This is a genomic window from Psychrobacter sp. Sarcosine-3u-12, assembly GCF_002836005.1.
Lineage (GTDB): Bacteria > Pseudomonadota > Gammaproteobacteria > Pseudomonadales > Moraxellaceae > Psychrobacter > Psychrobacter okhotskensis.
This window is the reverse complement of record NZ_PJBY01000077.1, coordinates 1-24,819: the sequence shown is the minus strand read 5'-3', so window position 1 is coordinate 24,819 and position 24,819 is coordinate 1. Positions and strand designations below refer to the sequence as shown.

The 24,819-nt window shown below is 43.7% G+C and carries 19 protein-coding genes; 9 read left to right on the top strand and 10 right to left on the bottom strand.

Features of this window, described 5'->3' with window-relative positions; translation table 11 throughout:
* Positions 1-47: 47 nt before the first annotated feature.
* The 8 genes from CXF65_RS03510 to CXF65_RS03475 form a co-directional block, all read right to left on the bottom strand.
* The gene (locus CXF65_RS03510; RefSeq protein WP_227523192.1) at positions 48-1,163 is read right to left on the bottom strand and encodes a CaiB/BaiF CoA transferase family protein; all 1,116 of its coding nucleotides are present in this window, start codon (positions 1,161-1,163) and stop codon (positions 48-50) included.
* A complete protein-coding gene (locus CXF65_RS03505) occupies positions 1,156-3,336 on the bottom strand; it encodes a 3-hydroxyacyl-CoA dehydrogenase NAD-binding domain-containing protein (RefSeq protein ID WP_101211052.1) in 2,181 nt (726 codons plus the stop codon). Before CXF65_RS03505 ends, CXF65_RS03510 begins: the two co-directional genes overlap by 8 nt.
* A 55-nt stretch (positions 3,337-3,391) precedes the next feature.
* Entirely contained in the window at positions 3,392-4,600 is a 1,209-nt protein-coding gene (locus CXF65_RS03500; protein ID WP_101211051.1) for an acetyl-CoA C-acetyltransferase, read from the bottom strand.
* Positions 4,601-4,729: 129 nt separating this feature from the next.
* A complete protein-coding gene (locus CXF65_RS03495) occupies positions 4,730-5,881 on the bottom strand; it encodes an acyl-CoA dehydrogenase family protein (RefSeq protein ID WP_101211050.1) in 1,152 nt (383 codons plus the stop codon).
* 880 nt (positions 5,882-6,761) lie between these two features.
* Complete coding sequence (locus tag CXF65_RS03490) at positions 6,762-7,067, bottom strand: putative quinol monooxygenase (protein ID WP_025652889.1); 306 nt, start codon at positions 7,065-7,067, stop codon at positions 6,762-6,764.
* Positions 7,068-7,156: 89 nt separating this feature from the next.
* A complete protein-coding gene (locus CXF65_RS03485; RefSeq protein ID WP_101211049.1) occupies positions 7,157-8,008 on the bottom strand; it encodes an SDR family NAD(P)-dependent oxidoreductase in 852 nt (283 codons plus the stop codon).
* Positions 8,009-8,125: 117 nt separating this feature from the next.
* Complete coding sequence (locus tag CXF65_RS03480) at positions 8,126-8,347, bottom strand: hypothetical protein (RefSeq protein WP_101211048.1); 222 nt, start codon at positions 8,345-8,347, stop codon at positions 8,126-8,128.
* Positions 8,348-8,518: 171 nt separating this feature from the next.
* A complete protein-coding gene (locus CXF65_RS03475) occupies positions 8,519-9,646 on the bottom strand; it encodes an alkene reductase (RefSeq protein ID WP_264754725.1) in 1,128 nt (375 codons plus the stop codon).
* 186 nt (positions 9,647-9,832) lie between these two features.
* Here CXF65_RS03475 and CXF65_RS03470 point away from each other — a divergent pair, with 186 nt between their 5' ends.
* From CXF65_RS03470 to CXF65_RS03435, 8 genes are all read left to right on the top strand, one after another.
* Complete coding sequence (locus CXF65_RS03470) at positions 9,833-10,717, top strand: LysR family transcriptional regulator (RefSeq protein ID WP_025652893.1); 885 nt, start codon at positions 9,833-9,835, stop codon at positions 10,715-10,717.
* 467 nt (positions 10,718-11,184) lie between these two features.
* Positions 11,185-13,371 (top strand): FAD-dependent oxidoreductase, encoded by a 2,187-nt coding sequence (locus tag CXF65_RS03465; protein WP_101211046.1) that lies wholly within the window; start codon positions 11,185-11,187, stop codon positions 13,369-13,371.
* Positions 13,372-13,585: 214 nt separating this feature from the next.
* Complete coding sequence (locus CXF65_RS03460; RefSeq protein ID WP_101211045.1) at positions 13,586-14,893, top strand: ABC transporter substrate-binding protein; 1,308 nt, start codon at positions 13,586-13,588, stop codon at positions 14,891-14,893.
* Entirely contained in the window at positions 14,890-16,668 is a 1,779-nt protein-coding gene (locus tag CXF65_RS03455) for an ABC transporter permease (RefSeq protein ID WP_227523191.1), read from the top strand. The genes CXF65_RS03460 and CXF65_RS03455 overlap by 4 nt, the downstream gene beginning before the upstream one ends.
* Before the next feature lie 116 nt (positions 16,669-16,784).
* The gene (locus tag CXF65_RS03450) at positions 16,785-17,429 is read left to right on the top strand and encodes an ATP-binding cassette domain-containing protein (protein ID WP_101211044.1); all 645 of its coding nucleotides are present in this window, start codon (positions 16,785-16,787) and stop codon (positions 17,427-17,429) included.
* 206 nt (positions 17,430-17,635) lie between these two features.
* Positions 17,636-18,304 carry a CDP-alcohol phosphatidyltransferase family protein gene (locus CXF65_RS03445; protein WP_025652898.1) on the top strand — a complete coding sequence of 223 codons (669 nt, stop codon included), beginning with the start codon at positions 17,636-17,638 and terminating at the stop codon, positions 18,302-18,304.
* Positions 18,297-19,115: a sterol desaturase family protein gene (locus tag CXF65_RS03440; protein ID WP_101211043.1), complete on the top strand. Its 819-nt coding sequence runs from the start codon at positions 18,297-18,299 to the stop codon at positions 19,113-19,115. Before CXF65_RS03445 ends, CXF65_RS03440 begins: the two co-directional genes overlap by 8 nt.
* A 48-nt stretch (positions 19,116-19,163) precedes the next feature.
* On the top strand, positions 19,164-19,817 hold the full coding sequence (locus CXF65_RS03435) for a DsbA family oxidoreductase (RefSeq protein WP_101211042.1): 654 nt from the start codon (positions 19,164-19,166) through the stop codon (positions 19,815-19,817).
* A 205-nt stretch (positions 19,818-20,022) separates the two neighbouring features.
* Here CXF65_RS03435 and CXF65_RS03430 read toward each other — a convergent pair whose 3' ends face one another.
* A complete protein-coding gene (locus tag CXF65_RS03430; protein ID WP_025652901.1) occupies positions 20,023-20,631 on the bottom strand; it encodes a TetR/AcrR family transcriptional regulator in 609 nt (202 codons plus the stop codon).
* A gap of 246 nt (positions 20,632-20,877) precedes the next feature.
* Between CXF65_RS03430 and CXF65_RS03425 the strand changes: the two genes are divergently transcribed.
* Positions 20,878-21,414, top strand: a complete 537-nt coding sequence (locus CXF65_RS03425) for a peroxiredoxin-like family protein (RefSeq protein ID WP_101211041.1) — start codon at positions 20,878-20,880, stop codon at positions 21,412-21,414.
* Positions 21,415-21,948: 534 nt separating this feature from the next.
* Here the strand turns inward: CXF65_RS03425 and ppc are convergent.
* Positions 21,949-24,729 carry a phosphoenolpyruvate carboxylase gene (gene ppc, locus CXF65_RS03420; protein WP_101211040.1) on the bottom strand — a complete coding sequence of 927 codons (2,781 nt, stop codon included), beginning with the start codon at positions 24,727-24,729 and terminating at the stop codon, positions 21,949-21,951.
* Positions 24,730-24,819 lie beyond the last annotated feature (90 nt).

The following is a 24,819-nucleotide window of genomic DNA, read 5'->3' as shown; positions in this document are numbered from 1 at the left end:
GGTAATGAGTTTAAAGAATAAATGATTTCAAAATTCAGCTTTGATAATTATTCTTTGATATCTTGCCATCCTATTGTTGAGTGATGCTCGTCCTGATGGGCAAATAGTGGATGTGCTTTGGCCTCTTCTAACGTCAGTACAGGAGTGGCGCAAACGTCTGTAGCCTCAAATGCTTGTTGCCAAAAATCAAGCGGCTGACTGGCAAATTTATCAGTAACCGCTTTAGCAGCTTCTTGACTAGCTGGCAGATTAGGCATAACTCCGCGCTGCCAATGAGCATCTTTGTACTGCGGCAGCTCTAAAACCTCACATAATCCTTGCCAAAATTTCAGCTCAAGCGAACCCACCGCCATGTAGCGATCATCTGAAGTTTTGTATAAGCGATAGCATGGTAATAACCCACCTAAAAAGTCATAGTGTGGTGGCGGATTTTGACCCGAGAAGCTCTTAACGAGCGTCCCCGTAGCTTTAGGCATAATCATATGATTGTATAAGCTATGCGTCATGCTGACTGCGACATGTCGACCTTTGCCCGTGCGCTGAGCAGCAAAGACCGCTGCAAGTAAGGCAATGACAGCCGTATCACTACCCCCAGCCAAATCTGCAAACTGAATATTAGGCATGGCTTGTTCGCCCTTTGCGGTACGCAGCTGATCCAGCACGCCACTCATCGCCATAAAGTTGATATCGTGACCCGCTTTATCCGCCCAATCATGCTTAACTTGAACTTCGGAATCAGCTTTAGCATCGCTGTCGTCTGCTAAACCATATCCTGTAATCGATATCATGACCAGCTTAGGATTAATTGCATGTAGGGTTTGAGCATCTAAACCCATACCCTTGAGCACTCCGGGACGGAAGCTGTCGAGCATGACATCGGCGTTCTTAAGATGCTCCTTAATAGCCTCGATGTCTGCAGTATTACGGAAATCTATCTTTTCAATCGTTTTTCCATGATTTAAAGCATCGAACAATCCACCTAGAGCGCGAGCAGGATCGCCACCTTTAGGCTCGATTTTTATGATTTCTGCGCCCAAATCAGCAAGCAAACGTGTCGCAAAAGGTCCTGGTAGATTGCGGGTCAAATCAATGACCTGCAATCCTTGTAAGCAGTCGCTCATGCCATCCATAGCATTAGCTAAATTAGCCATCGAATCAGTCATCAGAGAAAACCTCACCACTTGACGCCATCTCTACTAGAATATTTGCCGGCTCAAAACGTTCGCCATATTGCTTGGCAAGTTCGCGACTACGGGCCACAAACTGCTCTACACCCATAGAATTAATAAACTGCAACGTACCACCTTGATGTGGCGCAAACCCCCAACCAAAGATAGAGCCAATATTGGTATCGGCCACTGAGCGTACAACATTTTCTTCAAAACACTTAGCGGATTCGTTGGCTTGAATGAACATCAAACGATCTACTAAGTCTTTTTGGCTAGGCTGATCTGCAGCTGTTGGATATAAATTAACCAGCTCAGACCATAAGTGCTTGTCGCCTTTTTCTGGATACTCATAAAAGCCTTTGCCGTTCTTTTTACCTTCGCGATCGTGCTCTTTAACAAAAGCGCTAAGGATATTATAAGAAGGAGGCATCACCATCGTTTTGCCTTCGGCTTCCATATCCTTTTGCTGCTGCTCGATGACATGCAAGGCTAAGCTCAATGACACCTCATCTTGTAGCGCTAGCGGCGGCATAGGCATACCGGTTTTCATGCCAGCAACTTCGATACTACGTGGATGCACACCTTCACCTAGCATGGCGACGCCTTCTGATACATAGGTACCGAATACACGTGAGGTATAAAAGCCGCGACTGTCATTGACAACAATAGGAGTCTTACCAATTTGCAGCACGTAATCAAAAGCTTTGGCTAAAGTCTCATCGTCAGTTTTTTCACCGACAATGATTTCCACCAAAGGCATCTTATCGACTGGCGAGAAGAAATGGAGACCAATAAATTGCTGCGGACGTTTACTCGCCTCAGCCAATCCAGTAATAGGTAACGTTGAGGTGTTAGAAGCATAAACTGCTGATTCTGGAATCACAGCTTCAGATTGCTGCGTACACTTGGCTTTGATTTCACGGTTTTCGAACACGGCTTCGATGATTAAGTCGCAATCTGTTAGATCGTCATAAGAGACAGTTGGGTGAATACGTGCCAGTAATGCTTGCTTCTTGTCTTCGGTAGAGCGTTTACGAGTGATCGCTTTATCCAAAAGATTGGTAGAATACCCTTTGCCTTTTTCGGCACCTGCCAATTCAGTATCGAGTAGTACCACATCTAGTCCTGCTTTTGCGCTGACATAAGCGATTCCCGCACCCATCATGCCCGCACCTAAAATACCCACTTTTTTAGTTTTATAGCGCTCAAAACCAGCAGGGCGTGACTGGCCCTTTTTGATGCTATTCAGTTGCGTCCAAAGGGTGCCAATCATGTTTCTAGATTCAGGGGATAGCACACAAGCGGCAAAGAAACGCGACTCAAGCTCGAGACCGGTGTCGATATCGACGATACAGCCTTCAAAGACGCAAGACATGATATGAGTAATCGCTGGATAGTTGCCGTGCGACTTTTGATTAGCCATCGCAGGCGCGATAGAGAATACTTGCACCACTTTAGGATGCATACTATTGCCGCCAGGGATTTTAAAGCCTTTTTTATCCCAAGGTTGCTGCGCTTTCGGATTGGCTTCGATCCACGCTTTCGCTTGCGCTAACATATCATCATTATCAGAGGCAGTAGCATCGATAAGACCGATATCTAAGGCGGCTTTAGGACGTAGCTCAATTCCTTGCGTCATCAACTCAAGCGCTTTTTGAATGCCGACAAGTCTTGGTAGACGTTGAGTACCGCCCCCACCTGGCAATAGACCCAACTTAACTTCTGGTAGACCAAGTTTGGTTTTTGGAGAGTCAATCGCTATACGATAGTGACAGGCTAATGCAAGCTCTAGTCCGCCGCCTAAAGCCGTTCCCGTCATAGCGGCAACTACAGGTTTACCTGAAGTTTCAAGTTTACGTAGGCTACCTTTTAAGTCTTCGACTAAATCAAACGCTTGTTCAGCGGTCTCAATACGTGATAGTTGATCAATATCAGCGCCCACAACGAAGCTGTCTTTTGCTGAGGTTAGGATCAAGCCTTTAGCAGACTCATCATTAATAAAACTGTCCGTCATAGCGGCAAAAGCGTCGGTAAAACCATCGCCAATAACGTTCATTTTTCGATCGCTTTGATCGATAGTTACCATGACGATACCGTCATCATCACGTTGCGCTGAAAAGTTTGCTAGATTATTAATAATATCGATGCTGTCTGTATTTGTAGTCATTTTTTATCCTTTAAATGATCTCAAAATTATCATTTTTATGCATTAAATAGAGGGTTTATACGCGCTCAATGATAGTCGCAATTCCCATACCACCACCGACGCATAACGTCAGCATGGCGGTTTTAAGATCACGACGCTCTAACTCATCTAGTACGGTAGTCATTAGCATAGCGCCCGTAGCTCCTAGCGGATGACCCATAGCAATAGAGCCACCGTTTACATTGACAATATCAAGAGAAATACCAAAATCATGAGCGGTGTTCATGGGAACAGCGGCAAAGGCTTCGTTAATTTCCCAAAGATCAATATCAGAGGCTTGCATACCCGCTTTATCCAAGGCCTTTTTGCAGGCAGGTGTTGGACCCGTTAGCATAATGGCAGGTTCTGAGCCGATAACTGCGGCCATGGTAATCTTGGCACGCGGTTTAAGACCGGCTTTTTTCCCAGCAGCAGCGCTACCCACTAAGCATAGAGCGGCACCATCAACGATACCCGATGAATTGCCCGCATGATGCACATGATTCACTTTTTCGATAGTAGTGTATTTGTCCAAAATAACGCTATTAAATCCCATCTGACCGGGCATCACAAAAGAAGGATTCAATCCTGCTAACGTCTCAACCGTCGTATTCGGACGGATAGTCTCATCTTCATCTAGTAACAGCATGCCATTAAGATCTTTGACAGGCACCACTGACTTATCAAAATAACCTTTTTCCCAAGCGTTAGCGGCGCGGCGATGTGATTCAGTAGCAAATTCGTCAACATCAGTACGACTAAAGCCTTTGAGTGTAGCTATCGTATCAGCGCCAACCCCTTGTGGTACAAAAGCAGTTGCAGCGTTAACTCGTGGATCCATGTACCAAGCGCCACCGTCAGAACCCATTGGTACTCGGCTCATTGATTCGACGCCACCTGCGACGACCAAATCTTCCATACCTGACATGACTTTGGCAGCCGCAAGATTGATGGATTCAAGCCCTGACGCACAATATCTAGAAAGCGTGACGCCAGCGACACTTTGATCCCAGTCGGCATCAAGCACCGCAATACGAGCAATATCAGAACCTTGCTCGCCTACAGGAGTGACGCAGCCAAGGACAACGTCATCCACTAAGCTGGTATCCAAGTTATGGCGCTGCTCCATCTCTTTTAATAAACCACGCACCAACCAGATGGGCGACGCTTGGTATAAAGAACCATCCTTTTTGCCTTTACCACGTGGGGTACGGATGCTGTCATAGATATAAGCGGTCTCAGTCATAAAAATCCCTTTTTACTTTTTTAAATAGGTAACAAATATAATTGCTAATAAATATCAAATTGTCGGCTGAATTATAAGTGATCAAAACTTCAATAAATAAATCCAGCAGCACTTCTCGAACAAAACGAGTTACATAAAGCGAGCAGCAAGCTCTTTCATAATCTCGTTGGTACCGCCATAGATTTTTTGTACCCGCGCATCAGCGTATAGGCGCGCAATAGGATACTCGTTCATATAACCATAGCCACCGAACAATTGCACACATTCATCGATCACTTCGCACTGCTTTTCAGTGACCCAATATTTGATTAACGAGGCATGAGGAATAGACAGCCTTTTTTCCATGATGGCATCTATCGCTAAGTCACACATACTATGAGCGGCTAGATAATTGGCATAACACTCTGCCATTTTGAATTTGGTGTTTTGGAATTTCCAAACCGGCTTGCCAAAGGCTTCACGTTGTTTGACATAATCAAGCGTCAAATTGATAGCCAATTTCATCGCGCCAATGCCTGTCAAGGCGATTAATAAGCGCTCACGAGGTAGCTCTTGCATCATTTGAATAAAACCCATCCCTTCTATCGGACCAAGCAGATTCTTTTGCGGGACGCGCACATTACTAAAAGAAAGCTCTGAGGTATCTTGGGATGTCAGGCCAACTTTATCCAAATTACGACCGCGCGCAAACCCTTCTAAACCATCAGTCTCTATTACAATGAGTGAGACGCCTTGCGCGCCTTTTTCGCGATCTGTCTTGCAAGCGAGCAGAATGAGATTGGCATGCTGACCATTGGTAATAAAGGTTTTTGAACCATTAATAATATAGTCATCACCCTCTTTTATCGCATAAGTCTTCAGGGCTTGTAAATCAGAGCCAGTGCCCGGCTCAGTCATAGCGATAGCCGCGATATATTCGCCACTAGCCATTTTGGGCAACCACTCTTTCTTTTGCTCTTCGGTTGCATGGTTCAATATATAAGGAGCAACAATTCCTGAATGCACAATACCGCCAAAGCCTGACTGATTGGATTCTGCTTGCGCATAAATAATCGCGACTTCATCACGAAAATCGCCGCCACCGCCGCCATATTCTTCAGGCATTGAGGCACATAAAAAACCATTTTCGCCGGCTTCTTCCCAAGCCTCGCGGTCAATCATGCCGTTCTTTCGCCATTGCTCATCTTTTGGTTCCCAACCTTTAAACATTTTAAGCGCACTCTCGTAAACCATTTTGCGCTCTTCAGTCATCCAATTTGGGGCTAAGGTTTCGATACTCATATAGTCTTTCCTTGACGATATTACTTGGTGAAAAGTCATTAATTTAAAATTGTATAAAACCATAATAGTATAATAGGTAATTATAATTACCTTAATATAAAACTATCTATTCATTTAAAGTTCCTTACTCTGCTAGATATACTAAAATAGTAAGTATGCGGTTGCAACCCATATTTTAACAATGGTAATTTATATTACTTTATCACTATAATATTATTTTAAAGGTCAGTGCGGCTTTATTAAAATAGAAAAATTTCATACAGCCGCACACCATCAAAAACTCAGTTTTTAATGAGGTGTAATAAAACTTTAATATGCAGCGTTGGAGTGAACAATGAAGGCTAGGATATATATAGTTGAATTCAAATATTTTTCATACATGGAAACCAAGTGCAATCTATACCTTAGCAGGGTTATCGAGAATACATCGGGTTTATATGGATTTGGTTATATAGCCATTAATGCTGTCATCAACTACAAACAGAGGAAGCTGATGTCGTATTTGTTGTAGTTGATCCAATGTAAAAGTACTACAAAGCAACTGAGTGCCGATGTATATGTAATACTTCAAGCGAGGTTAACGCCGGAACTTCTTTATAGGGGATTGACTATAGGAGAATAAAAGGACAGTCTGCTTTTGGAAAGCTAGCGAAGAGGCAGTATTGGTAGCTAATGGCTTTTGAGCTTTGAACTTTGTTATTAGCTACCAATGCATGTACTATATTTTTTGATGCTCGTTACGTGGTAGCTACACTGCATAAATATGGCATACCACTCTGCAACCACTTATTTATAAAAGCTAAAGCTGAGGGAGTTTTGAAGTCTATAGGACTGTACTTTTATCCTTATCTTTAAAATGAGGACACGCCCTAGGCAAAATTTACGCGATAAAGGTCATCTCAGTGATAACAAAGTTATCGATCATATCCTTTGTCACTTTAACAAAGTTTTGAAAATGCTCGCTTTGTCCATGCTGCTCCATCAGCTCCTGATTTTCCCAAACCTCATAAGTGACAAAATTATTAGGATTGGCATTGTCTTGATGTAGGTTATACTGAATACAGCCTGTTTCAGCTTGTGACGCTTTGGTTAGCTTGAGTAGCTCAGATTTGGCTTGCTCAGTGTGTTCGGGTTTGATCTCAATAGTGGCAACGAGGGTGATGGCTTGGTTTGCTTGCGTGTTCATAATGGCTTCCTATGTTTATATACTATGATGATTTTGAGTGCATTCACTTTGTTATGGTATCCAATAAATGATCCGACTGACTATAAGTCTTATGTAGAAATCGATTTTAATACTGCCTGAGTTTGGCGTTTAAGCGCTGTAATGGCTTCTTTATTTAAAGCATCGGCATGCGGTTGACCGAACTCGCCTCTAGCATCGCCATGTGCCCCATCTTTAATATCATTATCAAAGTATTTGCCCGTATCATCAGCGAACTCATCCGAGATAGCCAACTCCGCTAGGATATTCGCCCCTTTATCTGCTGAGGACCAATATTGTCCGTAAGCCGCATCGACCATTTTGGTATTGAGTAACGAGCCTGGATTGACAGCAATCACACTGATACTATTGCCTGCGACGGTATCGGCTAAGTCCATACTCCACATCGTGAGCGCCAGCTTACTTTGCGCGTAGGCCTCTTTATCATTGAGATGCTCGTTTCCTGCAAATGCTTTATAGGATATCGGCGCTTGAGCTGCTGAACTTAGATTGACGATGCGGGCTTTATTAGATTTTTTGAGTAGCGGTAACAAGGCGTTGGTCAGCTTGTAAGGCGCTAAATAATTGACCACAAATCGTACGTCTAATCCGTCTTTGGTCATGGCCGATGCAGTGGTATAAATCCCTGCGTTGTTAATCAGCACATCAAGCTTTGACAGTTTTTCGCTTACTTCTACAGCCATATGACGTACTGCATTTAAATCTGAAAAATCAGCCACAAATCCATCAATATTATCTACCGCTGCACCTGTTGACACTGCTTTGACTTCTGCAATGACCCTGTTAAGTTTGTCAGCATCTCTGCCATGCAAATACACTCGATGTCCCGCTTCTGCTAACTTTAAAGCCGCAAGTTTACCAATACCATCAGTGCTGCCAGTAATTAAAATAGTTTTAGTCATGAGCCGTCCTTATGGTCTAAGTTGTTATTTGATTTTTAGAAGTGCGTTATATTGTATCCGTCGTCATGGCGATGATTGTAATGAAAATGTTGTGATTCAAATAGTAACCTAAGACCTCTACTTTTCTCTTCTTAAACGCTCAATGACCCAGCCTGCTAGTGGGAAAGACACCAACTGTGTCAGTGGAACAAGTATTATCGTTTCAATTAATACCACCACTGGCAGGCTTAATCCTTGGGTCACAGGCTTCAATAACGTCAATACGATTAGGAGCGTTGGATAAAGTCCGACATATCCTATCAATATGCGTATAAGTCTGTCTTTGGAATTCTGATTCATTGCCTACTACCTATTGATAAAACGATAAAAGAAAAACCTTTAAGCGACAAAAACAATAATTGTCGCTTAAAGATTGACTGTCTGTGAATATCCAACAAGTCACAAATTTATAAATGAAAATAAGGCCATTAGTATTAATGGCCTTATCTCAGTCACTGTTTATGTACTTTGCTATTCTTGATAGTAAGGATAATCACTGTAGCCCACATCAGTACCACCATACATCGTGGTAGGATCTACTTCATTCAATGGCCAGTTATTGGCAATACGCTCTGGCAGATCAGGATTGGCGATAAAAGGACGACCAAACGCGAATAAATCACCGTAGCCTTTTTCTAAAATGTTCACAGCTTTTTGTACCGTGTACTTGCCAGCATAAATAATACGGCCTGAAAACTCTTCTCTGACTGCTTGATAAAAAGTGTCTGGTAAATCAGGCGCATTATCCCAATCAGCCTCTGCAATGGATAAGTAAGCAACACCCGCTTGCTCAAGCAATTTGACTGCTTCGACATAGGTATGATGGGGATCTGACTCTACCAAGCCTAAATACACGCGCGTCTCATCCGTACTCGCAAATAATGGCGCAAAGCGTACGCCTAAACGATCAGCACCCACCACATCACTGACAGCAGCGACGATTTCTTTTAAGAAGCGCAAACGATTGGTCAACGACCCACCATATTGATCATCACGGTGATTGGTGTGCTCAGAGATAAACTGATTGACCAAATAACCGTTAGCACAATGCAGCTCTACCCCATCAAAACCCGCCTCCAATGCATTGCGCGCAGCGGCCGCATACATCGTTACCAACTCACCAACTTCATCGGTACTGAGAGCGCGTGGCTCACTTGGATCAGCCAATGCACCTGCACCTGGACCTGTTTCAATAAATACTTTGACGTTATCAGCGGTAATATCAGACGGCCCTACCGGCTGAGCACCATTAGGCTGCAAGCTGGTGTGCGACACACGGCCTACATGCCAAAGCTGAGCAAAAATAATACCGCCTTTGTCATGTACTGCTTGCGTGACTTTTTTCCAACCTTCAACTTGGGCTGATGAATGGATACCTGGCGTCCAAGCATAACCTTGACCTCTTGGCTCAATCTGCGTACCTTCCGTCACCATAAAGCCTGCTGACGCACGCTGTGCATAATAGCTGGCCATTAAGTCATTAGGGATATTGTCAGGTTGCGTGCTACGAGAGCGTGTCAATGGCGGCATTACGATACGGTTGTTGAGCGTATAAGGCCCAAGTGCTACAGAGGAAAATAATGTCTTTGTATCTGGAATAGTTTGTGTCATAAGTATCTCTTTTAAAGCAGCTGATGGCTTATTATTGAATGTATTGAGCCTGTTTTAATGCTTAATAGCTCATTTAGTGGCTACTTAAGCAATGTTGGTCAGCATAGCGTTTTGCAGGTACAATTAGAAACAACCGTTTCTTGTTTAAGATACAATTATTAATGGTATGAAATTATGAATGGTATGAATCGGCTCGATATCAAGCAACTTAGAGTATTGCAGGCGTTACTTGATCTAAAAAACCTGTCGCAAGTCGCACGCAAAATGGGGCTGACCCAACAAGCCATCAGTGAGCAGTTACGCAAGTTACGTGAGGTGTTTGATGATCGTTTGTTTATTCGTCAAGGCAATAGCATGGTGGCAACGCCAAAAGCACTGTCGATGCGGCAACCGATTGACGATATATTAAAACAGTTAGAAATGTTGTTAGAGCCCGAGGTGTTTACGCCGCAAACCTATAAGGGTGTGTTTACGATTAGCGCAACTGACTATGCAACGCAGGCATTATTACCACAACTGTTTAATATAACGCGCCGTGAAGCGCCTGATTTGAGGTTGATAGTGCGCGACTTTGCTTCAGATAACATCAATCAGCTGATTGCGGCAGGTGAACTTGATCTACTCATTACCTTTCCCGAATTTATTCCTGATAATTTATCGTATGTGACGCTGCTTGAAGAGCAACATTTATGCATTACTGGTTGTAAAAACACCTTTGCAACAGAGGCACTAACACTGACACAAATCGCCGCACAGCCGCAACTGGTGGTATCGCCTTCGCGTGCCAACTTGCGTGGCTCACATGATCAATGGTTCGCTGAAAAAGGCCTTAAGCGAAACATCGTGATGTCAGTACCTAGCTTTTCAGCCGTGCCAGATATTCTGCATACCACCGACATGATTGCCTTTTATCCTGCGCGACTACTGCCAAACGATAAAGTTAAAGAGCTTAAAGTAGAAGCCTTACCGCCCACCTTTAAGGTAATAGCCGCTTGGCATCCACGTACTAATGACAGTGGTATACATCGCTGGTTAATTGAGCAATTAAGAAAATTATAATAAATGTTCATCGCTATTTTATAAAACTGTCACCTGTCACCTGTCACCTGTCACCTGTCACCTGTCACCTGTCACCTGTCACCTGTCAGATAAATTTGAACAACCATTCAATAACCCTTACAATGCCTAACAGACCTATATTAGCCATTTTATTTGCATTTGAGCATTCACTCAAATTAAACCACATTGTTTGCATGTATTGCCCTATCTTTGATAAGGCATTCGAGTGGTTTAAGTTTGGGTAAAAGACTTTATCAGCTCAAGCTTAAGACAGCTGCTAGTAAGTCTGAGTAGTTATTTTGATCTACAAACTAAAAAACCATATGCAACGACGAATAATAAAAAAGTAGATTATAGTAAGACTGATGACATAACGATGCGTCTAGAAGTAAGACTTTTTTAAATGCTGTCATCCACATCCGCCCCTTTGCATGACTATTTTGCATGACTATATAGCTGGATAATCCATGATTAAAAAGATAGTTTTAATATTAGCCGTATTGATGTTAGTCATTGGCTTTTTTTACTTTGACCTCAACGAACTATTGACGCTTGACGGCTTAAAAGGGTCGATGGATCAGTTCGACCAATATAAAGCGCAAGCGCCGTGGCTGGTCATTGGTGGCTTCTTTTTAATCTATATATTAGTCACAGCCCTATCCTTACCGGGTGCCGCTATCCTAACTTTGGCAGCTGGAGCGTTGTTTGGCTTATGGCAAGGCTTACTGGTTGCCTCATTTGCCTCTAGTATTGGTGCGACACTGGCCTTTTTAACCTCACGTTATTTATTGCGTGATTCTATCAAACAGCGCTTTCCTGAACGCTTAGCAGCCATTGATGCTGGCGTTGAAAAAGAAGGCGGGTTTTACTTATTTACCCTGCGCTTAGTGCCGATATTTCCCTTCTTTTTAATCAATCTCTTGATGGGCGTCACCGCGATTAAAGCAAGGACATTCTACTGGGTCAGCCAAGTTGGTATGCTCGCGGGCACCTTCGTGTATGTCAATGCCGGTACGCAACTGGCGCAAATTGACAGTTTGTCAGGGATTTTATCGTTTAATTTGATTGTCTCATTTGCGTTGTTAGGTTTCTTCCCATTAATAGCAAAAGGGATATTAAATATGCTAAAAAAGCGCCGCGTCTATAAAAACTATAGCAAACCTAAACAATTCGACCGTAATATGATTGTGATTGGCGCTGGTGCCGGTGGTTTAGTGACCAGCTATATTGCAGCCACCGTCCGTGCAAAAGTGACTTTAATCGAAGCGGGCGAAATGGGTGGCGACTGCTTAAATTATGGCTGTGTACCCAGTAAAGCCCTGATTAAAAGCGCGAAAGTCGCCGAACAGATGCGCAATGCTGAGCGTTACGGCTTAGAAAATACACCACCAGAGTTCTCATTCAAAAACGTCATGAACCGTATCCATAAAGTCATCGCTGATATCGCGCCAAACGATAGCGTCGAGCGTTATACGGACTTGGGTGTCGAAGTGCTAAAAGGCTACGCTAAATTCATCGACCCATGGACGGTAGAGATTGCGCTAAACGATGGCGGCACGCAAACACTAACCGCACGCTCCATCGTTATTGCTACTGGCGCGCGCCCATTTATACCAGACTTGCCAGGTTTGGAAGAAACCGGCTATGTGACCAGCGATACTATTTGGAACAAGTTTACCGAGTTAGAAGAAGCACCGAAAAAGCTAGTGGTACTTGGCGGCGGGCCAATCGGTTCTGAGCTAGCACAAGCTTTTGCACGCTTAGGCTCCAATGTGACCCAGATTGAGAGAGGCGCGCGTCTCATGAAAAAAGAAGACCTGGAAGTCTCAGAATTTGCACACAAAGTACTCGTCGAGAGTGGCGTAAATGTCTTAACCTCGCATCAAGCGATTCGCTGTGAAGCTCGCGATGGTAAAAAGTTCATTATCGTTGAGTCGCAAGACGACAGTACAGTTAAACAAAGCGGTACAGATAAGCAAGAAATCGCTATTGAATATGACGAATTGCTTTGTGCCGTTGGACGCAGTGCGCGCTTAGAAAGCTACGGCTTAGAAACATTAGGGATTGAAACTGAACGTACCATCGAGACTGATGACTATCTAGAAACCCTCTACCCCAATATTTACGCTGCTGGTGATGCCGTTGGCCCTTATCAGTTTACTCACGTGGCCTCTCATCAGGCATGGTACGCGGCGGTAAATGGTTTGTTTGGACATCTAAAGAAGTTTAAAGTCGATTATCGCGTGATTCCGTGGACGACTTTTATTGATCCAGAAGTCGCACGCGTTGGCTTAAATGAGCAAGAGGCTATTGAAAAAGGCATCGACTTTGAAATTACTCGCTATGACTTTAAAGATTTAGATCGTGCGGTGACGGAAAGCGCCAACGATGGCTTTATCAAAGTCATTACGCCGAAAGGCAAAGATAAAATACTCGGCGTGACCATCGTCGCTGAGCATGCTGGAGACATCATGCCGGAATTTATACTGGCTATGAAGCACGGTTTAGGGTTGAATAAAATACTTGGCACCATTCATATGTATCCAACGTGGGCGGAGGGTAATAAATACGCGGCTGGTGAATGGAAACGCAATCATGCGCCTGAAACGGTATTAAGCTGGCTTGAGAAATACCATACATGGCGTCGAGGGTGATTAGCTTTCCAGTGAAACTCAATGCTGTTGGCACTCATTAGTTTATCAACTTTTAGACGATCGATTTGCTTTAGAAATAAGTGCTGTTGGTACAAATTTTCTTCGCTTGCTGTGTGACTTCGTCACTCCAGAGGCTTCAAAAAATTTATCCCAACAGCACTCTTCAGAATATATGACTGAATGACGTTTAACACGGGTTATAACGAGAACATAAATGTACGTTATTAAATCTTTACTAGCTTTGCCAACGCTAAAACATCTAAGCCGCTATAGCACCTATGCTATGGTGCTTAGCGTTTGCATTGGCATATCAGCAAGCACTGCCTCACCCACTACCGATGACCTTAATCAAACTTTATCATCTTGGCAGCAGATAGAAGCCCAAGGTAAAAACCAAGACGTTTACTTCTATGCATGGGGCGGTGACCCGCAAATAAATGCCTATCTACAGTGGGCCGCTGAAGAAGTGGATGACAAATATAATATTAATTTGGTTCATGTCAAATTGAGCGACACCAGTGAAGCCGTTAGTCGCGTACTCGCGGAAAAGTCTGCCAACAACAATGATAAAGGCAGCGTTGATCTCATCTGGATAAATGGCGCAAACTTTGCCACCATGAGTGAGAATTCGTTATTACTGAAACAATGGGCGAACAAGCTGCCTAACTTTGCCTTGACCGATCCAGAGAATAATCCTGCCGTTAACTTTGATTTTGGTGTACCGACTAATGGTATGGAAGCACCATGGGGACAAGCCTCGCTGACCTTTTATTACGACAGCTTATCAACTAACAAGCCACCAACCACTTTAAATGAGCTAGTCAATTGGACAGCGCAAAACCCCGGGCGTTTTAGCTATCCAAAGCCGCCTGACTTTTTAGGAATGAGCTTTTTAAAATATGCTTTAGTCATGCTGCACGAAAAGCAAGATGCTAAAACAGGCGAAAATATCAAAGCACAGCTCAACTTGCCAGCCACTGAGCAAAATACAGATATTATATTAGCCCCTTTATGGACGTTTTTAGATGATTTGCATCCCACCTTATGGCGCAAGGGTGACCAATTTGTGCAAACGGGCGCGCACATGCGGCGTTTGGTCGATGATACCGAGCTTAGCTTAGCCTTTAGCTTTTCCGCGCCTGAAATTCCTGCGGCCGTGCAGCGTTATGACTTACCCAAGAGCATTCGTAGCTATGCCATGAGCGATGGCAGCTTAAGCAACACCCATTTTGTGGCGATTCCTTATAACGCCAGCCACCCACAAGCTGCGCAGCTAGTGGCAAACTTCTTGCTAAGCCCAGAAGCACAGGCTAGAAAGCAAACGCCTGCTGTGTGGGGTGATAAAACCGTACTCGTCCAATCGACGCTCGACCCTGAGCAACAAGCGCTATTCAAGACTAACAAACCGCATCCGAGCGCCCTACCGGTTGACGCTATAAAACGTACCGTGAATGAACCACATCCGAGCTGGGTTGATGCCATTATGCAAGGCTGGCAGACACGTTATGGAGTCAGCCCATGAGTAAAGATTCTAATAATAAAAGGGAGAAGAAAAACGTCAATTCCGCAACAAGCACTGGCATAACCGCGCCTTATAAAACAGATCTATTTACGCGTACCGTCTCCTTGAGTCCGACATTTTTACTGCTGCTACTGATATTACCGGTACTCGGTGGTTTACTCAGCGTGCTGTTACCTGCCTTTAGCTGGGTGCCTGCACTTGAGCAAACGACTTTTGGTCTACAAGGCTTTAACGATCTTTGGCAGACGCCTGGTCTTATCCAAATGGTAGCGTTGAGCATCGCTACTGGATTAATCAGCACGCTATTCGCTTTTGTCATGGCCTTAATGGTATTGGCGGCATTTTTTAATAGTGTTTGGCTGACCCGTATTGAGCGTTTGCTGAGTCCAATCTTGGTCATTCCTCATGCAGCGGCAGCCATCGCGGTTGGCTTTTTGATTGCGCCTTCTGGTATGTTTTCGCGCCTTATTTCACCGTGGCTAAGTGGCTGGGAGTTGGCGCCAGGCGGTATGTTTCCACATGACCCGTACGGCATCAGTATTATTTTAGGTTTGACGTTAAAAGAGCTGCCATTTTTATTACTTATGGCACTAGGGGCTTTGGCACAACCAGAGCTTGGTAAAAAGCTGCGTCAACAATATAAAGTTGCGCTAAATCTCGGCTATTATCCCATCACTGCCTTTTTTAAAGCCGTACTCCCTGTCCTCTATCCTTTTTTACGTTTGCCTATCTTAGCCGTTCTTGCCTATGCCAGTGCCAGCGTAGAGATGCCATTGATATTGGGTCCAAACACGCCGCCAACGCTAGCGGTTACTATCATGCAATGGTTTAACGATGTGGATTTAAACCTACGTATAAAAGCCTCGGCGGGCGCGTTATTACAATTGGCATTGACGGGTAGCTTAATCGCCTTGTGGCTTGGTAGCGAGAGAGCGATAAAAACTTGTTTTAACAGCACGTTGATAAATGGCAAGCGCCACTATGCCGATGCATTATGGCAAAAAATCACTGCCGCGTTGACCACTGTATTGATTGGCTTTATTTTGCTGGCGCTCATTGGTCTGGTCATGTGGTCAGTAGCTGGTTTTTGGCGCTTTCCCGCCGTATTGCCAGAGCAATTGGTGTTATTACATTTTCAAAGTGCCTTTACGCAAATGGGTACGCCATTATTTAATACCATCACAATCGGTATCGTGAGCACCGTATTTGCCATTGTGCTGACTTTATTATGTCTAGAAGCTGAACAATTAAGTAAAAAACCACTCTCAAAATTTACCAGTTTCATTATCTATTTGCCACTGTTAGTGCCGAGCATTGCGTTTCTATTTGGTTTGGTATGGCTACAGCAGTTGGTAAATAACCAAACGGCGTTTTTTAATGTGGCGTTTACCCATCTGCTTTTTGTACTGCCTTATGTGTTTTTATCGCTTGCCAGTAGCTACAGGCGTCTAGACCCGCGTTTTGCTCATGTAGCCGCAAGCCTTGGTGCAACTCCTGTTAAAGTATTTTTGCAGGTAAAATTACCACAATTATTTGCGCCGCTGTTAATTGCTATCGCCCTTGGTTTGGCAATCAGCTTTGGTCAGTATTTGCCGACATTATTGGCAGGTGGCGGACGAATCGCCACCATCACCACCGAAGCGGTGACTCTCGCAAATGGTGCCAGTAGGCGCACCAGTGCGGTGTACGCTATCATCCAAATGATACTGCCATTAATTGGCTTTATATTGGCATGGGTGTTGCCGAAGTATTTCTTTAAAAGTGGCACTCGTTAGAAATAACATCTATAAGCGCTCCACTTTAAAGAAACAGCCTACGTTTGTCCATACTAAGTTAAGAGTCAGGTAGCTGTGAAAATATCAGTCGTTAAAAACACAAAAAAGGGTCCTTGATGCAATCATCTTTACAGATAAAAGACTTACAGTTATATCGACAAGGCACGCTACTACTCAGCCTAGATGAGCAGATTGCTGGTGGCGAAATATTGACCGTCATGGGCCCATCTGGCAGTGGTAAATCGAGCTTATTGAACTGGCTGACAGGCACCTTACCAAATGGTTTTATCGCTACTGGTGAGGTCTGGTTAAATGATAAGAATGTAAGCCATCTGCCGACGCACCTGCGTCACATTGGAGTACTGTATCAAGATGCCCTATTGTTCTCACATTTATCGGTAGCGGGTAATATTGCTTTTGCGATGCCTAAAAACAATAAGATGGGCGATAGAAAACAGCGTAGTGAAAAAATAGAACAGGCGCTGGCACAAGTGGGATTAGCAGGCATGGGAAATCGCCATCCTGACAACCTATCGGGCGGACAACAAGCACGAGTGGCGCTACTTAGAACGCTATTGAGCGAGCCAAAAGCGATACTACTCGATGAGCCTTTTAGCAAGCTCGATACCCAGCTGCGAGTAGATACGCGCCAATTGATATTTGAGCAAATTCGTACTCATAAACTCCCCGCCATCATGGTCACGCACGATCATAGCGATGTTGAGGCCGCAAAGGGTAAAGTTATTCATTTAGAGCTATAGTTTTAGGCCTATGCTTTTAGATTTGAAACTTAAAAATCAAAACAAAGTATAGCTGATTCACTTTAAAACCGGTACGGTGCTACTGGAATAATTTTTACTTGCTTGCTGTGTCTGCGCTGACAGAGGCTGCGCAAAATTCATTCCAGTAGCATGCAGACATCAGCGTATCGATTTTATTTAGAACTTACCATACAAAAGGCAAGCGCATGCTAGACAAATTTCTCACGCCCATGATTAAGCCGATACTAGCCCCTGTGGTCGTTGTCTTGCACAAGCGCGGCATCACGGCTGATCAACTCACGGTGGCGGGCTTTTTAATCGGCATGTTAGCCTTACCATTACTGGCGTTTGAATTGTGGTATGGCGCGCTTGCGGTGATTGTATTAAATCGCATTTTGGATGGTCTTGATGGCGCGCTTGCCCGCTATGCACAGCAAAGCTCAAGCGCAGGCGGCTACTTAGATATTACGCTTGATTTTATCTTTTATGCAGCAGTGCCGCTGGGTTTTATCTTGGCAAATCCTGAACAGAACGCTATTGTTGGCGCTTTATTACTTGCTACCTTTATCGGCACAGGCTCTAGCTTTTTGGCGTTTGCCATCGCCGCGGAAAAGTTTAAACTGGATAAACCACAGTTCAAATATAAAAGTTTTTATTATTTAAACGGTTTGACTGAAGGTACTGAGACTATTGCGCTGTTCGTGGCCTTTTGCATTTGGCCACAGCACTTTGTACTACTCGCTAGCATTTTTGCAACGGCATGCGCGATTACGATTTTTACCCGTATCCATGGTGGCTATCATACCCTTAAACAGCTAGAGGCGAATGTTAGTAGCTCAGCTGGTTTAAACTCTCAAGAGGTAAGTAATGACTAACGAAGTATGGTGGCGGCTTGGGTTCTTTTTTAGCATCTTAGTCATCATGATGCTGATTGAATGGCGCATGCCTGCACGCACCGCGCCGATCAAAAGCCGTAAACGCTGGTTCGCTAACTTTGGCTTGGTGCTTGCGTCATCCGTTATTGCTCGTCTAGCCGTGCCTGTCGGTCTAACGGCTGTGGCGCTCTATAATCAGCAGCATGGAATTGGTCTATTCAATATTATCAATTTGCCAAGCATCGTCGTCATCATATTAAGCTTAATATTGCTCGACATCATTATTTACTGGCAGCACCGATTATTCCACCGCGTGCCTATTCTATGGTGTTTGCATAAAGTCCATCATGCTGATGCGCATGTTGATGCCAGTACAGGCCTTAGGTTTCATCCGATTGAAATTGTCTTAAGCATCCTAGTAAAGCTCGTTGCCGTCAGCTTATTGGGCGTCCCTGCCATCGCAGTACTGATTTTTGAGATTACGCTAAATGGCTTGGCGATATTTAATCATGCCAATATTCGCCTGCCACCTGCAGTTGAAAAGCCACTGCGCTTAATATTGATGACGCAGATTTTGCACCGCATTCACCACAGCCAACGTGTGTCTGAGACCAACTCAAACTACGGCTTTAGCGTTATCTGGTGGGATTGGATTTTTGGTAGTTATAAAGGCGCTGCGCAGAAACCTGACGAAAAGCTAGATATCGGGCTAAAAGAGTACCCCTCACCCAAACAAAACGCCTCGCTATGGGGATTGCTCGTAATGCCGTTTAAAAGTAAAGCCTTTATAAATAAGTCATTCAAAGATTAGCATCGGTTGAATAAAAGAATCTGCACAATAATAAGGAAGGAATACATTATGACCAATTCAAAAACTCCACTTAGAATAGATATCATATCGGACGTGGTTTGTCCTTGGTGCGCCGTTGGTTATGGACAGTTGGCTGAAGCACTAAAGCAAACGGACACTGAACATGAGATTCATTGGCATCCGTTCGAATTGAACCCTGATACGCCAAGTGAAGGGAGAAATTGGCGTGAGCATATTGCTAAAAAGTACGGCTCTAGTAGAGAGGAGTTTGATGCCAGTCGTGCCCGAATCACTGAGGCGGGCGCGGAAGTGGGATTTGAGTTTAACTTTACCGAAGGGACTCGCACCTATAATACCTTTGATATGCATCAGCTGCTGCACTGGGCAGATCAGCAGGAGCGCATGCATGAGTTAAAACAAGCGTTATTCGCGGCTCACTTTACCCATGCTAAAGACCTCTCTAAAAGAGATATATTGGCAGATATTGTAGCACAGATTGGCTTAGATCGTAGTGAAGCACTCGCGGTATTAGAGGATCAACGCTTTGCCGAAATAGTACGTCAAGCGCAGCAGCACTGGCGGCAGCAAGGTATCCAAAGTGTGCCTTCCTTTATCTTTAATCAAAAACACTTGGTTAGCGGTGCACAAGGGGTAGAGAACTTCAAAAGTATCTTGCAGCATTTAGCAGAACTACCAGAGTAAAAAGCATTTTTGATTATTTCAAAATTGATTTGGCAAAATCAGTTATTAAAATCCAGATATAAAAAAGGGCAACTCAAAATTTAATATTTGAGCAGCCCTTTTCTCATTTATTCATACCGATAATTGACCTTATTGCATATTGCTTGGTTCTCAGCTTAGCTTTTAATTATCCTAAAGATCACTCTTGTCTAAACCAGTTAGCAGTCTAATTAACAAACGCGCCATTACGCATGTTTTCTATAGACAATGCCATATCTTCAGCCAATGCTTGCACCGCTGCACTATCAACATCACGCTGAGCAAAGGCACGCAAGCCCATCACTTCAGCCTGCAAGCGTCGCCCCAGCCTAGTCGCATCAAGATCACTATCAAGCTCGCCTAGGCGCTGCGCCTCAACGAAACACTTTGTAAAACGTGTTTCCATGCCAGCCAGTAATTTTTCTACTTTATCTAACGCTGATTGCTCACGAGCACCAAGCTCGAGTAAGCTTTTGACCAACATACAAGCTCGACTCGGTATCTTTTGATCACAGATACCGCCAAGCTGACGCATATAAGCCGCCAATCCTAATAAAGGGGACTCGTGGCTGGCGAATATGCGTTCAAGCTCAGTCAGCGAAGCGTTAGCATAATGATCGAGTGCTTCTTGAAACAGCCCATCCTTATTACCAAACGCCGCATAGATACTTCCCGGCCGCATATCGAGAGCTTGTTCGATATCTTTTAAGGAAGTGGCATGAAAGCCCTTTTGCCAGAACAGCTGTATAGCACGCTCCAAGGCTTCGTGACGATTGTATAGTGTGGTACGTGACATAATATCTTCCAACCTCTCAAAGCCATGACCTCTATATGAAGTCAGCATGGCTGTATCGTTTGAGTAATTAGCCAATTTTATCTTGAATGATTACTCAAGTCCAGTTAAAGTAGGCGTAACCAGCCTTTAATGGAATGCTTAGCAAGGTTTACGCTAACTTATTCACAAACACTCATTACCCAATAATTAAATAAGTTTTTTAACCCTCATCACTCACATTAATACAACACCTCAAAGGATAATATGATGCAAGCAAAAGATACTCAAAAACTCCGCGCCGGTAGTCAATTCCCTGACATACAAGTACCAATGTTAGATGGTGAAATGAAAACCTTAGGCAAGCCTGAAAATGGTCACGATTGGAAGTTAGTGGTGGTTTATCGCGGTAAACATTGCCCGATCTGTACTAAATATCTCAATCAATTAGAAACGGTAAAATCATCATTCGCTGATGCTGGCGTCGACATCATTGCTGTATCAGGTGATAGTAAACAGCAGCTAGAGGCGCATTTAGAAGAGCTGGATATCAGCTTTCCAATAGCTTATAGCTTGACTGTTGAGCAGATGAATACCTTGGGGCTTTATATCTCCGACCCACGTTCTGAAAAAGAAACCGATCATCCTTTTGCAGAGCCTGGTGTCTTCGTTATTAATGCTAAAGAAGAGATTCAAATCATTGACATCTCTAATGCCCCATTTGCCAGACCTGAGCTTGAAGCCCTTGCCAACGGATTGTCTTTTGTTCGAAAAAACGACTACCCTATTCGTGGTACCCATGTTTGATTGCAGAGGGCTATATGATACTTCAAACGAGATGAATGCTGTCACGTTTTTATAATAGACTGTCTGTCTATTTCAGTACAACAGTGAAAGCATCTCCTTAAAATAAAAAACTTCAAGCTCTATATACTATAGCTTGAAGATTTTTTTATTAATCCAGTACTGGTTGATTATATTTAATCAACGAAACTATAGTCAGTGAAAAGTAATATCGATACACGACGCCCTGCTGATATCAATTTTTCTTGCTTGCTGTGCCTGCGCAGACAGAGGCGACAAAAAATTAATATCAGCAATACCCTAGAGCGTGTCCTCAATTCAACCGATAGCAATCTAAATGGGCTAAAAATGGTTAAATCTTGCCAAACATCGTCAAATAGCTAGGTAATATCTCGATATTATCTGCACTATTTTCCTTGTTTGACTGCAATTTACCTCATTTTTATCACCATTTTTAAAATGAGGACACGCCCTAATGTTTTTAGGATATTTTGACTATATATTTAATCTTAACCGAAGAATATGCCGCTCTAATAATTAACCTGTATTGCGCAAACCTGCTGCCAAAGCGTTAATACTACGGATTAATGGATCCTCAACATCAAGCTCATCATGATTGATGACGCCTGTAACGTCTTTTTGTCTGGCACGTTTTAACAGCTCGATTTGTATATAATTAATCGGATCTAAATAAGCGTTTCGCCACTGTAGTGAGGCGGCAAGATTCTGCTGGTGCTCTAATAACGATGTTTGGTTAAGCAAGGAATTTAAACCAGAAGAGGTCAGCTGGTGCTCATCGATGACCGCTTGCATAATTTTTTCACGTAACGCCTCATCGTCACATAACTGGCTATAAGCCTGAGCGATATTCATCTCAGATTTGGTAAAAGCCATTTCGATATTGCTGATAAATACGCTAAAAAATGGCCAATGTTTATTCATCTCCCTCATTAAGTCTTCGTCTGCTTTAACGCTCTGTAACGCACTGCCGACGCCATACCAAGCCGGTAAGGTGAAACGCGCTAATGACCAACCAAATACCCAAGGAATTGCCCGTAAAGTCGTTTTGCTCGGCAAGCCTTTTTTGCGATGCGCTGGACGTGAGCCAATATTTAATAAAGAGATTTCTTGCACAGGGGTCACCTGTGAGTAGAACTGATAAAACCCTTCAGTATTATCAGTCAGTTGACGATAACGCTGCTCACCTGCATCTGCCAAACGCGCAAAGAGTGCTTCATAATCTGGCAGTTCAGGCGGTTGCACCACGAATCTGGTAGAGCAGGCTTTCAATGTACCAGTGATGCCCATGGTCAGCTCAAATACAGCCGTATCAGTGTTGGCATACTTGGCGTAAAGCACTTCGCCTTGCTCAGTGACTTTAATTTCTCCATGCAATGTACCCGCTGGTTGTGCGGCAATCGCGTTATGCGTTGATCCGCCACCACGACTCACTGAGCCACCACGACCATGGAACAAGCGTGTTTTAATACCGTATTCTTCAGCGATACGATTGATAGTTTGCTGCGCGCTATACAGCTGCCATGCAGAGGTAATGATACCGCCATCTTTTGATGAATCTGAATAGCCAAGCATGATTTCTTGGGTGTTATCTGAGTGCGCAAGCAACCCTCGATACAGTGGATTATCCAACACGGCAGGTAGAATCTTGTCAATATTTTTAAGATCTTCAATGGTCTCAAACAAGGGTGCAACGGGCAAATCAGCAGATAACTGTCCTGCCTCATCAACCCTGCACAGGCCAGCAAACCGCATCAATAATAAAACTTCTAATAATTGACTGGCATTATTAGTCATCGAAATAACATAACTGCCAAAAGTCTCTTGCCCTACCAGCTTACGTAATGTCGCCACTGAGTTCATCAATGCCAATTGTTCACGTGTTTTATCAGTCAAGTTATCAGTATAAATGAGCGGTGTACCAGGCTTTGCAAGCAAACGAGTCAGCCACTCTTGGCGCTCGCTTTCACTCAAAGTTTGATAATCTGGCAGATTAGAGGCACTGGCAAAAATATCGTCAATCACCTCACTATGATAAGACGACTCTTGACGGATATCCAGCGCGGCTAAATGAAAGCCACAGGTTTTCACCAGACGAATAACGTCAAGCAATAAGCCATCGCTATGAGCAGTATCATGGCCATTCACGCTCTGACGAATAATACGCAGGTCTTCTAACAGCTCTTGTGGGTCGGCGTAGGCATCTTTTTTAGCGTCACTATCACTGCCTTTACTTTGAATCAGGCGATTAGTAGCGTTGACTTTAGTAAGGATTAAAGAAAGCAATCTACGATAAGGCTCATTGCCATAATCATCGAGATTATAATCAAATACTCGTCTATCGAGCTCATCGTAACTTTTGATTTTGGCGTAGACCTCAGGAGCAACATGAACCGTAGTATCACTATGAATGAGCTGGCGGCGCAGTTTTTTGAGCAGTACTTGATAGTGACGCAACACGGTATCCGCATGCATTAATACAGCAAGCTCTGTGGTCTCAAAAGTCACGAATGGATTACCATCTCTGTCACCACCGATCCAAGAGCCAAAGCTCATAAACGCTGGTAATGGGTTGTCCGCTAGCTCTGGGTAGATATCGATAATGGCTTTTTTAATATTACGATAAACCTTGGGAATGGCATTAAATAAACTGGCGTTAAAATAGTGTAAACCATTATTTATCTCGTCATAAACCAAAGGCTTACGCGTACGCACCTCATCAGATGACCATAACAAATCAATGGTTTGCGCCGTTTGTTCTTTCGCTTGCTCGTAGGCGAAACTGTCTTCATTAAGATTGTTTAAGGCATCGCTATGAGTAAACAGACTTTGCAAGATATTCATCGTCGTGCGGCGACGCGCTTCAGTAGGGTGTGCGGTAAAGACAGGAATAAATTTGAGTTGATCTATGAGCTCTTGCATTTGGGCAGGTTCAATATTACGTTCACGACACTCAAGCAGGGTACGACGAAACGACCCTTCCCAGCTTTGCTCAGACTGCGCACGCAGGTTATGACGCTGCTCACGTAAGTAATTTTCTTCCGTTAAATTTGCTAAGAAAAAATAGATAGAAAAGCCACGTATGACATTTTTCAATGCTTGATTGTCTAAAGAGGCAATAAAGTCAATAAGCTCCTGCTTTTGTGCGTCGTTAGGCTCGCGGCGTTGTTGGATAAAACCTTTACGCAATTTTTCGATGGTATGTACCGTCTGTTCACCAGACTGGCGAGAAATCGCAGCCCCTAAGAAAGAGCCTAATAAGCTCGTGCGTTCCCGTAACACATTATTATCTATCGTCATCCTTGACCTTCTCATCAAATTAGTTGGCAAAGCAGTCACACTGCTTTGAGGGTAATGTCTCTATTGTCTTCTGAAGTAACTATTTATTAT